Below are 12964 nucleotides of genomic sequence, written 5' to 3'. Positions count from 1 at the left end.
GTTTAAAGGCTGCTATATTTCTTACGCAGACGCTGGCGAACCAACTCTGCAAGGGTGTTAAACACAAAGGTCGCTGAGAACAGCACCAGCGCTGCAAGGAACAGCACACGATAATGGGTACTGTTGACTGCTGCTTCAGGCATTTCTACCGCGATATTGGCTGATAAGGCTCTGAATCCCTCAAAAATATTGAAGTCCATAATTGGCGTATTACCGGTCGCCATCAATACAATCATCGTTTCACCTACCGCACGCCCAAGACCGATCATAACGGCCGAGAAAATCGCCGGACTGGCGGTGAGTAACACCACTTTTGTTAAGGTTTGCCAAGGTGTTGCACCCAAAGCTAGTGAGCCGATGGTCAATTGTTTGGGCACACTGAAAATGGCATCTTCGGTGATCGAAAAAATGGTCGGGATAACAGCAAAGCCCATTACCATACCAACGACTAACGAGTTACGCTGGTCATACCCGATACCGGTTGATTCCAGCCAACCTGGCATATCACCATCAAATAACAGTTTTTCCAATGGCAGACTTAATTTCATCGAAACAATACCGACCAAAATAACAACTGGAATTAAAATCGCCGCCTCCCAACCATCTGGAATTCGCTGGCGCAATGATTTAGGTAATTTGGTCCATAGCCAGGCTGTGAGCAACACCATAATGGGAGTGAGGATCAGAATACTAAAAACACCAGGCAGGTTGTTTTCCACCAGCGGGGCCAACCATAAACCTGCCAGAAACCCTAGAATAACGGTTGGTAAAGCTTCCATGATTTCAATGGTCGGTTTCACCAGATTACGCATTCGCGGTGACATGAAGTAGGCGGTAAAAATCGCTCCCATAATGGCCAGCGGTACTGCGACCATCATGGCGTAAAATGCCGCTTTAATGGTGCCGAAGGTTAATGGGGTAAGACTGAGTTTCGGTTCAAAGTCACTGCTGGAAGACGAAGACTGCCAAAGATACTCAGGTTCGCTACGACTTTCATACCAGACTTTTTCCCATAAAGAATGCCAGGAAACTTCAGGGTGTTCATTTTCAATTTCATGAAACTGCGTTTCACCATCCCTTGCAACCGTTATCAGACCATTTGCCCGGGGTGACAGGGCCATTTTGGCATTGGCGTCGGCCAGAATGTTCTCCACCAACAGATTTCTCTCTGCTGTGGTGTGATAAATACCGATATCACCGGTATCATCCAACGCAACAAAGCCTTTACGAGCTTGTTCAGCCAGAATGCTACGGATGGGTGCTGTCTGTTCAGAGAAGCTTCTGACCCGCTCAATGGTGTAATTATTGTCAGCATCACGCACAGGAAACCACTGGTCAATCTGGCCGTCACTGCGTCCTATTAATATTGAAATACCGCCCGTCAGAAATTCTGCTGCCGTAATTTCAACATCCTCAGGTACCGCGCTGACCCGCTGCAGCATTCTGACATCGTCTATATTCTGTACATCGTAATAGGCAATATCACCATCATTGTGAATGACATATAACTCACGCTGATCGATATCTAGCCGAATCATCGACACCGGAGCATTACTATCCAAAGGGATTTCGCGGTTTTCGCTGTCCAATGTAAAGTCGGTTTCATCAAGAAAGTTCACATCCTTGGTAATCCGCGACATAACCAGTCGATTATCAGCAGTGAGTGCCACCAAGGTGGTGAGATCATCATAACTTTGAACCGTCAGCATCTGCAGCGGCTGTCCCTGTGGATCGACTTCGACCAGTTCTTCACCAATGGGATACCGGATCTCCGGTGTAATCAGTCGCTGTGTTCCCTGCGGATAACTGATTTTGTAGGCTTCCTGAAAGACTATCGCCTGACCATTATCCAGCCCATAAGCAAACACGCCAGTTGAAGCACTACCTGCTGAGAAACTGCTGATGGAACTTTCAGCTGGAATGGGTAGATCAAAAGTGGCTATTTCATTGCCATTATGCGCATTAAAAAAACGTAAATTAGCTTTTTCATCCAGCGATAACGCCACTTCATTATATTCATCCAGGGTCAGATGAACATTCTTGATTGGCTCTTGTTCAAATTGTTGTTCGGTTCGCAGATCGGCGCTATTGAAGAGTGGTATGACCACATATAGCAGATAAAAGAAGATCAGCACGATGGCGACAATCACCATAATGCCACCACCTGTTACAACGACCCGGGCTAATTTATCTTTAAACTCGCGCCAATTTCGCCGACGACGGGCCGTTTTTGAATTTGCAGCAGCTATAACGCTGTTTTCAATAGTTTGCTCAGCCATAATCTGATTTGGTTTCCGTTTAAGAAATACGCACGCAACATGGTGATTGCTTAATTTTAATACTGCTAATCAATCTGCAGGCAAATTGATTAACGCTATTAGATAAAAAAACCCCGCACATCTTGCAATGTGCGGGGTAATTTTAATTTGCAATATTACTTCAGCATTTCCATATATTTTGCTGCAGTTTTAGCTGGCAATGGAACATAACCATCTTTAACAACAACTTCCTGACCCACTTTAGAAAGAATCATTTTCATGAATTCACGGTCAAGTGGTGACATTGGTTTGTTAGGTGCTTTGTTCACATAAACCCACAGGAAACGTGACATTGGATAAGAACCATCAGCAGCATTTTCACCACTTGCTTCAATGAAAGGTTGACCCGCTTCTTTCGCCAACGGAACCAGTTTTACGCCTGATGTTTTGTAACCAATACCGGAATAGCCCAGACCATTGGTTGATTTAGTCACACCTTGAACAACTGAAGCTGAACCTGGTTGCTCATTTACAGTGTTTTTGTAGTCACCTTTGCACAAAGCGTTATCTTTAAAGTAACCGTAAGTACCTGATACTGAGTTACGACCATATAACTGGATTGAACCCAGACCTTCAACACCTAATTGTGACCAGTCAGTGATATCTTCTGGATAACCACACTTACGTGTTGCTGAGAAAGCAGCATCAACTTGAGGAATAGTCATGCCTTCAATTGGGTTGTCTTTGTGCACATAAACAGCCAGCGCATCGATAGCAACAGGGATAGCTGTTGGTTTGTAACCGTATTTGTTTTCAAATTCTTTGATTTCGCTGTCTTTCATCTCACGGCTCATCGGCCCAACGTTTGATGTACCTTCAGTTAACGCAGGAGGCGCAGTTGAAGAACCAGCCGCTTGAATCTGGATGCTGACATTAGGATATTCACGTTTAAACTCTTCTGCCCACAAGGTCATCAAGTTAGCTAATGTGTCAGAACCGACGCTTGATAAGCTACCTGAAACACCGCTTGTTTTTTCATATTCTGGCAGGTTTGGATCGACGTCTGCAAAGCTGGCAGCGGAAAACGTCATTGCCAAAGCGGCGCCGTATAAAGCAAATTTTTTCTTGAACATGAGTCATTAACTCCTTGGGTTAAAAATAAGTTCCAACGCTTACCGCGTTGAGCACCCGAGCAGTATCGCGATTAACTGTGACAAGGATATGAAAGAAATATGACAATACTGTGACATGACCGAAAACAGTAGTCAGTAAGGCTAAATGTCTATTTTATCCATCACATTTTTGGCGGGAAAACAGCATTTAAAACTTGAACCTTCACCAATAGCACTCTGAATCAACAGTTCAGCTTTGTGTCGTTGCAACACATGCTTGACGATGGCCAGCCCCAGTCCTGTACCACCGGTTTCCCTGGCACGACCACTATCAACACGGTAAAAGCGTTCTGTTAAGCGGTCGAGATGATGCTGGGCAATACCTTCACCGGTATCTTTTACCTCAATAACAGCAAACTCACCCTCGATATCCCATCTGACATCGATCTGGGTTTCTGCTGGGGTATATTTGACTGCATTAAAGACCAGATTGGAGATTGCGCTGCGTAGTTCATCAGCATCTGCCATTAGCCATTTTTCACTCAAACAATGCAGGTTGATCTGATGTTGATGAAAATGTTCCAGTCGTTTGGCATCCTCCACCACGCTATGCAATAACTTGCAGATATCCGTAGGTCGGTGTTGCAACGGCTTTTCACCGGTTTCCAGTTGGGATAATGCCAGCAGATCCTTGATCATAAGATGCATTCGCTGGCTTTGTTGCTGCATTACCGGCAAAGCCTGTTGCCAGAGCTCCTGATCACTTTCCGTGGTCAACGTTTCCAGATACCCCCGTAAAACCGTCAATGGTGTACGCAATTCATGCGATACATTGGCCACAAAATCACGCCGCATACGCTGCAGTTTCTGTGTCTGGGTGATATCTCTGGCGATCAGCAACCTGTCCTTGCTGGCATACCGAACGACTTTGAATTCAAGCTGAATGCGATCATTCATCGGTGAAACGGCTATAACCGATTCCTCGGCGTCACCATCAAGTTCCAGTAATTTTTGGAATGCCGGGTCGCGAACCAGATTATTGACTCTGACGCCATTGTCATGCGGCCAGTTGATTCCCAATAACGTCATGGCTGAGGTATTGGCCCAACTGACTTGACCAAACTCGCCCATTACCACCACCGCATCAGGTAAAGCCGCAGTGGCCGATTGGAAACGTTTTAAATAACCGGTGAGCTTTTTTTTACGACTGCTGTTTTGTGCGCGCATCTGTTCGATCTGCCGACACACGTCATTAATAACCCCTTCGGCTTGCGGAGAACTGTTTTTCTTAGGTTTATCCAGCCATGCCTGCAACTGGTTCCATTTACTCTGCATCCAGAAAATGTAAATAAGTGCAGCGACAAACAGAAAAGCCATCATATGACCAACGACCAGTCCCACAAAACCGGCCAGACTGAGCACGGTCAGTAAACGCCAATAATCCCATTGCATCAGACGATCCTGCTATTCAGCAGAAAAACGGTAACCGACACCGCGAACGGTTTGTACCAGGTTGTCATGACCGCTGGGTTCCAGCGCCTTACGCAGACGACGAATGTGCACATCCACTGTGCGCTCCTCTATATATACGGTATCGCCCCAGACAAAATCCAGCAGCTGGGAGCGGTTATAGGCTCGCTCTGGGTTTTTCATAAAAAAGTGTAGTAAACGGAATTCGGTCGGTCCCAATTCAATGCGTTCACCATTCACCGAGACCCGGTGGCTTTTGGTATCCATAACCAGTTCACCCATCTGCAATTTCTGGGCATCATCATCTTCCATCGGACGACAACGACGTAAAACCGCTTTAATTCGTGCAATTAATTCAGGTGGGGAAAATGGTTTATTAATATAGTCATCAGCACCGACGCTCAGACCTTTCACCATATCTTCACTTTCGCCTTTGGCGGTGAGCATAATCACGGGAATGGATGCTAAAAACTCATTGGCACGCAGACGGCGGATAAACTCGATGCCATCAATTCCAGGTAACATCCAGTCCAGCAAAATCATGTCTGGTTGTTGATTTTTCAACCAATCCAGCCCCGTTTCGCCATCCTTGACTGCTTCGCAGGTAAATCCCGTTTGACGCAGACTGAAATTAATCATGTCACGAATGGCGGCGTCATCTTCAACCAGTAATACTGATATGCTCATATCCGATTTTTTCCTGAACTATTTTTCTAAGAATAAAGCTTAACGGCTAAATATGACAATTTGATAACAACGCTGAAAGCTTTATACAGTCTGGTCTTTGCGCGGTAACATTTTTGAAATAAAACTGGCGGACAGAATCATTAAGGCAGAAATGACCAGACAGGCTGCTAACCCGGAAACCTGATAGACCCAGCCAGATAATAATGTACCAAACAATCTTCCAGCCGCATTAGCCATGTAATAAAAACCGACATCCAGGGAAACCCCAGCCGCATCTGCATATGACACGATAAGATAGGAATGGATTGCAGAATTGATCGCAAAGATAGCGCCATAAATTAATAAGCCGACAGTTAAAGCAGGTATGACAGCCCATTCAAAATATACCGAGGCGGCAATCAATAACGGCAACACAAAGAGGGGTAAGGACCATAGCCAGACATGATAGCCATCAGGAGCGTTTTGTCTGGAAAAGCCAGTCAGCTTAGGGGCAAGTGCCTGCACAATACCGTAAGCAATTACCCAAGCCGCCAGCAGACCACCGACATAAATAGGTGACCACTGTAATTGGGCATGCAAAAACACCGGTAAGGCCACCACAAACCAGATATCTCGAGAACCAAACAAAAAGAACCTTGCCAACGACAAATGATTCACCGGTGCACTTTTTGACCAGATATCACTGAATTTTGGTTTATTTTTGGCTTTACCCAGATCGCGTTGCAACATGACGATGCTGAAAATCAGCACTACCAGAAGCACAATCGCCATGGCCAGTATCGCGCCACGAAAACCGATCCAGGAAAGCAGGGCCGCACCGACAAAAAAACCAACACCTTTCAGGGCATTTTTGGAGCCGGTAAGGATGGATATCCATTTAAATAAGGTTGATTGGGCGTTATCAGCCACCAGCATTTTGATGCTGGATTTGGCACTCATTTTATTCAAATCTTTGGCAATACCGGAGAGTGCCTGCGCGACCATGACATACGCCACAGTGAGCCACTGCGGATCCACCAGCAGCATTGCCAATGCAATGACCTGTAATAACAAGCCCAGATGCATGGTGACGTTTAACCCTACTCTGGCGGCCAGCCAGCCACCGACCAGGTTTGTCACTATGCCGAAAAATTCATACAGAACAAACAGCATTGCCACTTCAAGCGGGCTGTAGCCCAGTTGATGGAAAAACAATACCACCAGCATGCGTAACGCACCGTCGGAAACGGTAAACGCCCAGTAGCTGAAGGTCACGACCAGATATTGCTGAATCGCAATGGGCAATGCTTTAAGTTTATTCAGCATGTTCAAATCGTCCTGACAAATAAGCTGAAAATAATATGTCAGTTTAATGAAGATTTGATTACAGCATGATGCCTCTAATCATAAAGAAGATGCAGGCTGATAAAGTTGCCGCTGCTGGAACGGTGACCACCCACGCTGTGACGATCTTTTTCACCATATCGCGTTTAACGAACAGGTTTTTCTTTTCTTTTTTGAGGACTTTTTTGGCTTTTTTCAGCGCGGACTCTTCCTCATCAATCAATCGATAAAGCTCGGTAATACGTTGATATTCATCCACGGTTTTGGAGGGTTTTTTCTCCAGTTTTTTCAATTCGCCGCGCAGTGCATTAAGCATCTTTTTATCATCTTTGATTTCGGCTTTTTCGCGATCAATCTGGCGTTCGATTTTATTTGATTCATCCAGCCATTCACGCAGGAACCCAACCCCAAATACCCCACCAATGGCAATATGCGTTGTACTGACCGGCAATCCGAGCTGACTGGCAATGATGACGGTCAAAGCAGCAGCCATAGCGATTGAATAGGCTCGCATCTGATCCAGCTCGGTAATTTCACCACCTACGGTACGAATCAGCCTTGGACCATACAGACCCAAGCCAATGGCAATACCTAAAGCACCCACGGCCATAATCCAAAGCGGAATACCGGCTTTATCGGTGATACCACCTGACATAATGGCGTCATTTATTGCGGCCAGAGGACCGATGGCATTTGCCACGTCATTCGCACCATGAGCAAAACTTAATAAGGCCGCAGCAAAGATTAACGGAATAGTGAATTGTGCATTGACACTGGCACGATCATTTTTCATGTATTGCAGATTACTGGCCAGAGACTTTTTAACGATCCAGAACACCAGCACCCCAATCAGAAAACCAATCAATGCAGCAGCCAAAAAACTGGGGTTGGCTTGCGGAGCTATATCGACAATTGGCAGTCCATTCAGCGTAGTTATGAATTGCCCCCATACCTGCTTAAGCCCTTTGATCACCAGATAAGTGGAAAAAGCCCAGGCCATCACCGAAACATAAATCGGTACCCAACGATAGGAAGCCTGAATTTTGTCGTCGCGAAAAATGATGGTTTTTTTGATAGCCAATAAAAAAGAGGCCGCAATAATGCCTCCCATCAATGGCGAAATAATCCAGGAACTGACAATAGCCCCCATAGTGCCCCAGTCAACAATACCAAAGCCAGCGGCAGCCATACCACCGCCCATTACCCCCCCCACTATTGAGTGAGTAGTTGATACAGGCGCTCCGGCGACGGTTGCCAGATTAAGCCATAAAGCCGCTGCTAATAATGCAGCCATCATGGCCCAGACAAAGGTTTCGGTATCGGTACCAAATTGCTTGATATCAATAATGCCGCCTTTAATAGTCGACACCACTTCGCCACCAGCGATAAAGGCACCGGCTGCCTCAAAAATCATTGCGATCATAATCGCGCCGCCCATAGTCAGCGCCTTGGAGCCGACCGCCGGGCCAACGTTATTGGCTACATCGTTGGCACCGATATTCATCGCCATATAACCACCAAACACGGCGGCAATGGCTAGAAACAGGTTATTGGGAACACCACCGGAGGTAGCAAAACTGTATGCAAGAATGCCAGCGAGGAAAAATAGAGCGAAGCCTATTCGGGCTAATTCGGCATGGCTTTTTTTGTAGGCCTGTTTTTCAAGTTTATGAATGGTTTTGATTTCCACAAGACACCTGTGTTTCGCCAAAAAAGAAGGCAATTATTACAGTTTAAAGACAACATGACATCCTGTTGCACTCACCCGTGTAACGTTCGACTGTTAGAATGGTCTGTAACTGCAATGAATCAGTGGCGATAATGTAATGAAACAATTTTTAATCCTGCTCATGCTGCTCAGCAGTTTTTCCGCACAGGCGCGCCCGAGCCTGTTGGAGAAATTTGGTTTCGACAGTGCAGACTCTCCTCCTGAAGTTGATGAAGCCTTTGACTTTGAAGCGATAGTGACTGATCCCGAAACGATATTGGCAGGCTGGCAGATAATGGAAGGAAATTATCTGTATCAGAATAAAATCCGCTTCGAAATAATCGGGGATGACTCTGTACAGTTGGGCGAATTTACTTTGCCCGGCGGGCATATGAAAAATGATGCATATTTTGGTTTATCCGAGGTGTATACCAGCGATGTGCAAATCAAGCTGCCGCTGATACGTACTCAGTCCGAACCGACCCGCATCACATTAACAGCTCATTATCAGGGCTGCTCTGAAACGTTTGGTATCTGTTACCCCCCTACCCGCAAAACCTTCGATCTGGAGTTACCGGCAATAACCACAGTCAGCAAGACTGCAACCACTGAGACACAAACTTCGGCCCCGACCTCACTGCTATCTTCAACGCCCCTTAGTCAGCAGGATGAAATTTCACAGCGTTTGCAAAATGACAATCTGTTGCAAATTCTGTTTGGTTTTCTGGGGCTCGGCTTATTACTGGCCTTTACCCCCTGCGTTTTCCCAATGATTCCGATTTTGTCCGGTATTATTGTCGGCCAGGGTGAGCATATTACGACCCGCCGGGCGTTTATTCTGTCACTGACTTATGTACTGGCCATGTCCGTTACCTATACCGTGGCAGGGGTTTTAACCGGCTTACTCGGCGGCAATCTCCAGGCTATGCTGCAAAATCCGTGGGTGATATCAGGCTTTGTTGGCATTTTGCTGTTACTGGCGTTATCGATGTTTGGCTTTTATGAATTGCAGTTGCCACATGCTCTGCAACAACGATTGCATCAACTCAGCCACCGTCAGCAGGGCGGTACATTAGCCGGCGTGGCATTGATGGGGCTGCTATCAGGATTAATTGTCGGGCCCTGCCTGGCTCCACCATTAGCAGGTGCCTTATTATTTATCAGTCAGCACGCAGATCCGATGCTGGGAGGTGCGGCATTATTTGCTATGAGTATCGGCATGGGAATTCCGTTACTGATTATTGGCACCTCAGCCGGAACCTTGCTGCCCAAAGCCGGACGCTGGATGGAAAATATCAAGGCTTTTTTCGGTGTGATGCTGCTCGCTTTGGCGATATGGATGCTGGATCGCATTCTGCCGGGTTGGGCCATTCTGTTTATGAGTGGCGCCCTGCTGGTGATGACCGCAGTGTATCTGGGTGCCCTCAACAATCTGCCGATTGAAGCAACTGGCTGGCAAAAATTCTGGAAAGGTCTGGGACTTTTATCACTTATCACGGGTGCATTAATGCTCATCGGCAGTGCCAGCGGCGGACAATCCATTTTGCAGCCTTTGCATAAATTAAGCCTTTCGCCCGGCACAACAGCCCCTCAACCCGCTCTGCAATTTACCTATGTCAACTCACTGGAAGAACTGCAGTCTCAGCTGCAGCAAAGTAATAAGCCGGTGATGCTCGATTTTTATGCCGACTGGTGTACCGATTGCAAAAACATGGAACAAACGACTTTCCGTGATGCCGAGGTCATCAGCACGTTGCAGAATTTTACTTTGCTGAAAGTGGATCTCACAGACAATACTGATGCGCATCAAACCTTGTTAAAATCATTGCGGGTATTTGGTCCACCCAGCATGTTGTTTTTTGACGAAAATGCAGAAGAATCGGCTGAACATCGTCTGGTCGGGCACGTCTCAGCCGCCCAGTTGAACGCTCATCTGGCGGATTTCCAGGCCAGATAATTAAAACTGCAAGAACTTCTCTATTTCGACGAAATTAGCGACAAAAAGCCGGATTTTTAGTTAAAAAGCTGGACAATAAAGCGTTAGCTGGTGCAAAATCTCGGCTTATATTTCCAGTGTTGGTGTGTTGTTATTATGGCGAAATTTCTAGTATTGCATGGCCCCAATCTGAATTTGTTGGGTCAGCGCGAGCCTGAAATTTATGGTGCCACCACGTTAGACGATATCAATACCCGCCTGGCTGAGTTAGCTCAGGCTGATGGCCATCAACTTGATTCACTGCAAAGCAATGCCGAACATGAATTGGTCTCGGCTATACAATCAGCACGTCAGCAATATGATTTTATTTTAATTAATCCCGCAGCTTTTACTCACACCAGCGTAGCCATTCGTGATGCATTAGCTGCGGTCGCAATACCTTTTATAGAAATACATCTTTCCAATGTGCATCGTCGTGAAGCATTCCGGCAACAGTCCTACTTTTCAGATTTGGCTGTTGGCGTGATTTGCGGTCTCGGTGCTCAGGGATATGAATTGGCATTACAAGCTGCCACTAAACAACTCAACCCTTAAGGCTAAATCATGGATATTCGTAAAATAAAAAAATTGATTGATTTGATTCAGGAATCGGATGTTGCTGAAATCGAAATTTCTGAAGGTGAAGAATCTGTTCGTATCAGCCGCGCCAGTTCCGCTTATCCACAACAACAATATTTTGCTGCACCACAACCCGCACCTGCTGCACAGAGCACACCGTCATTTGCCAGTGAAGCGGCAAACACCGCGACGGCAGCAGCGGCAACAAAATCCTCTAACGAAGCCAATGCTGTGCGCTCGCCCATGGTTGGTACCTTTTACGGTTCACCCTCACCCGATGCGGCGGCTTTCGTGGAAGTAGGTCAGCAGGTATCCGCCGGTGATGTGATTTGCATCATCGAAGCGATGAAAATGTTCAATCAGATTGAAGCGGATCGTAGCGGTATTGTTAAAGCCATCCTGGTTGAAGATGGTCACCCGGTTGAGTATGACGAACCATTAATCGTTATCGAATAATTTTGCTGACAGCTTCGGCTGTTATGGCAAACCAAAAACTGCGGATAAAACAACATGATTGATAAAATTGTCATCGCTAATCGTGGCGAGATTGCTTTGCGTATTCTCAGAGCATGCTGGGAATTAGGCATTAAAACGGTTGCTGTTCACTCTGATGTGGATCGTGATTTGAAACATGTATTACTGGCTGATGAAAGTGTCTGCATTGGTCCAGCGGCATCGAACCTCAGCTACCTGAATGTCCCCGCGTTGATCAGTGCCGCCGAGATTACCGATGCAACGGCTATCCATCCCGGATATGGCTTCCTGTCTGAAAATGCAGACTTTGCTGAGCGTGTTGAACAAAGCGGCTTTATTTTTATCGGTCCGCGTTCTGAAACAATTCGGATGATGGGTGACAAGGTTGAAGCCATCAAAGCGATGAAAGCGGCCGGGGTTCCGTGTGTTCCCGGTTCAGACGGCCCGCTGGGTAACGATGATCAGACCAATCTGCGTCTGGCAAGAGAAATTGGTTATCCGATTATCATCAAAGCCGCCGGCGGCGGTGGTGGACGTGGTATGCGTGAAGTGCATAGTGAAGCGCATCTGCTCAATGCTATTTCCCTGACCAAGAGTGAAGCAAAATCTGCCTTCAGTAATGATATGGTTTACATGGAAAAATTCCTGGAAAACCCACGTCATATTGAGTTTCAGGTTCTGGCCGATGAGCATGGCAATGCAGTGCATTTAGGTGAACGGGACTGCTCAATGCAGCGTCGTCATCAGAAAGTCGTCGAAGAAGCACCGGCTCCGGGTATTACCCCTGAAATGCGTGCTCGCATGGGTAAAGTCTGTGCCGATGCCTGTGTCCGCATTGGCTATCGCGGTGCGGGTACCTTTGAATTTCTTTATCAGGACGGTGAGTTCTATTTCATCGAGATGAACACCCGCATTCAGGTAGAGCATCCGGTCACTGAACGGGTCACCGGTATTGATCTGGTTGCCGAACAGATTCGTATTGCTTCTGGCATGCCATTATCATTCAGCCAGGAAGACATCATTATCCGTGGTCATGCCATTGAATGCCGAATTAACGCTGAAGATCCACGTACTTTTATGCCAAGTCCTGGTCTGGTCACCCATTATCATGCTCCGGGCGGTGCGGGTATTCGTATGGATTCACATCTGTACAGTGGCTATAAGGTTCCACCTAATTATGACTCGTTAATAGGCAAACTCATTGCCTATGGTAATACCCGTGAATCAGCCATTGCGCGGATGCGTACTGCATTGAAAGAAATTGGTATTGAAGGCATTAAAACTAACGTTGAACTACAACGTGACATTATGGATGACACGCATTTCCAGACCGGTGGCACCAATATCCACTACCTTGAAAAGAAACTCGGACTTTAAG

General features: G+C 46.5%; 10 protein-coding genes. 4 read left to right on the top strand and 6 right to left on the bottom strand.

The window, feature by feature from the left end:
• Positions 1-2 precede the first annotated feature (2 nt).
• The 6 genes from B4F66_RS01575 to B4F66_RS01550 form a co-directional block, all read right to left on the bottom strand.
• Positions 3-2279: an ABC transporter permease subunit gene (locus B4F66_RS01575; RefSeq protein WP_292358342.1), complete on the bottom strand. Its 2277-nt coding sequence runs from the start codon at positions 2277-2279 to the stop codon at positions 3-5.
• Positions 2280-2434: 155 nt separating this feature from the next.
• Positions 2435-3391: a PstS family phosphate ABC transporter substrate-binding protein gene (locus B4F66_RS01570; RefSeq protein ID WP_292358344.1), complete on the bottom strand. Its 957-nt coding sequence runs from the start codon at positions 3389-3391 to the stop codon at positions 2435-2437.
• Positions 3392-3532: 141 nt separating this feature from the next.
• The gene (phoR, locus tag B4F66_RS01565; protein WP_292358346.1) at positions 3533-4822 is read right to left on the bottom strand and encodes a phosphate regulon sensor histidine kinase PhoR; all 1290 of its coding nucleotides are present in this window, start codon (positions 4820-4822) and stop codon (positions 3533-3535) included.
• A gap of 12 nt (positions 4823-4834) precedes the next feature.
• Complete coding sequence (gene phoB, locus B4F66_RS01560; RefSeq protein ID WP_292358348.1) at positions 4835-5527, bottom strand: phosphate regulon transcriptional regulator PhoB; 693 nt, start codon at positions 5525-5527, stop codon at positions 4835-4837.
• An 81-nt stretch (positions 5528-5608) separates the two neighbouring features.
• Complete coding sequence (arsJ, locus tag B4F66_RS01555; RefSeq protein WP_292358349.1) at positions 5609-6832, bottom strand: organoarsenical effux MFS transporter ArsJ; 1224 nt, start codon at positions 6830-6832, stop codon at positions 5609-5611.
• A 58-nt stretch (positions 6833-6890) separates the two neighbouring features.
• On the bottom strand, positions 6891-8540 hold the full coding sequence (locus B4F66_RS01550; protein ID WP_292358351.1) for an inorganic phosphate transporter: 1650 nt from the start codon (positions 8538-8540) through the stop codon (positions 6891-6893).
• A gap of 136 nt (positions 8541-8676) precedes the next feature.
• On the opposite strand from B4F66_RS01550, the gene B4F66_RS01545 reads away from it, so the two are divergent.
• The 4 genes from B4F66_RS01545 (at position 8677) to accC (ending at position 12963) form a co-directional block, all read left to right on the top strand.
• Positions 8677-10515 (top strand): protein-disulfide reductase DsbD, encoded by a 1839-nt coding sequence (locus B4F66_RS01545; RefSeq protein ID WP_292358352.1) that lies wholly within the window; start codon positions 8677-8679, stop codon positions 10513-10515.
• A gap of 135 nt (positions 10516-10650) precedes the next feature.
• Entirely contained in the window at positions 10651-11088 is a 438-nt protein-coding gene (gene aroQ, locus B4F66_RS01540; RefSeq protein ID WP_292358353.1) for a type II 3-dehydroquinate dehydratase, read from the top strand.
• 9 nt (positions 11089-11097) lie between these two features.
• Complete coding sequence (gene accB, locus B4F66_RS01535) at positions 11098-11568, top strand: acetyl-CoA carboxylase biotin carboxyl carrier protein (RefSeq protein ID WP_292358355.1); 471 nt, start codon at positions 11098-11100, stop codon at positions 11566-11568.
• 54 nt (positions 11569-11622) lie between these two features.
• Complete coding sequence (gene accC, locus B4F66_RS01530; RefSeq protein ID WP_292358356.1) at positions 11623-12963, top strand: acetyl-CoA carboxylase biotin carboxylase subunit; 1341 nt, start codon at positions 11623-11625, stop codon at positions 12961-12963.
• Position 12964: the final 1 nt, after the last annotated feature.

This window comes from Methylophaga sp. UBA3603 (genome assembly GCF_002375335.1).
GTDB lineage: Bacteria > Pseudomonadota > Gammaproteobacteria > Nitrosococcales > Methylophagaceae > Methylophaga.
Note: the sequence above shows the minus strand (reverse complement) of the source record. Positions and strands in the feature narration are given on the sequence as shown.

Coding starts and splice junctions, on each gene's coding strand:
- B4F66_RS01575 (WP_292358342.1), bottom strand. CDS start 2,279: ATGGCTGAGCAAACTATTGAAAACAGCGTTATAGCTGCTGCAAATTCA.
- B4F66_RS01570 (WP_292358344.1), bottom strand. CDS start 3,391: ATGTTCAAGAAAAAATTTGCTTTATACGGCGCCGCTTTGGCAATGACG.
- phoR (WP_292358346.1), bottom strand. CDS start 4,822: ATGCAATGGGATTATTGGCGTTTACTGACCGTGCTCAGTCTGGCCGGT.
- phoB (WP_292358348.1), bottom strand. CDS start 5,527: ATGAGCATATCAGTATTACTGGTTGAAGATGACGCCGCCATTCGTGAC.
- arsJ (WP_292358349.1), bottom strand. CDS start 6,832: ATGCTGAATAAACTTAAAGCATTGCCCATTGCGATTCAGCAATATCTG.
- B4F66_RS01545 (WP_292358352.1), top strand. CDS start 8,677: ATGAAACAATTTTTAATCCTGCTCATGCTGCTCAGCAGTTTTTCCGCA.
- aroQ (WP_292358353.1), top strand. CDS start 10,651: ATGGCGAAATTTCTAGTATTGCATGGCCCCAATCTGAATTTGTTGGGT.
- accB (WP_292358355.1), top strand. CDS start 11,098: ATGGATATTCGTAAAATAAAAAAATTGATTGATTTGATTCAGGAATCG.
- accC (WP_292358356.1), top strand. CDS start 11,623: ATGATTGATAAAATTGTCATCGCTAATCGTGGCGAGATTGCTTTGCGT.